1 protein-coding gene is annotated in these 267 nt (G+C 60.7%); it reads left to right on the forward strand.

The window, feature by feature from the left end:
- Positions 1-200 precede the first annotated feature (200 nt).
- Positions 201-267 (forward strand): hypothetical protein (locus AC0L20_RS41140; protein WP_473295850.1); only part of this gene is annotated, 67 nt, incomplete at its 3' end.

Raw genomic sequence — 267 nt, forward strand, 5'->3', positions numbered from 1 at the left:
GGTTGCGATACGCCCAGGTCATGAAGCTGCGAAACAGGTTCAAGCCTTCCGGTGGGTCGAGCTTGAGCAACGCCGGGCAGACATCGAACAAGGTGTGCCAATGCGGCAGCAAGCGTGCATCCAGGTGTACGAAACAGCGGGCATTACTCGGATAGTCCGGCAGCACCGGTGGCTGGGAATCCAAGGGGTTGTGGCTGGTGGTGCTGATCTTCGTACCGCTGCTGGGGCTGATTGCCTGGGCGATGTTCGGGCCCAAGCGTGAGATGG

The organism is Bradyrhizobium sp. Kon58 (genome assembly GCF_055807455.1).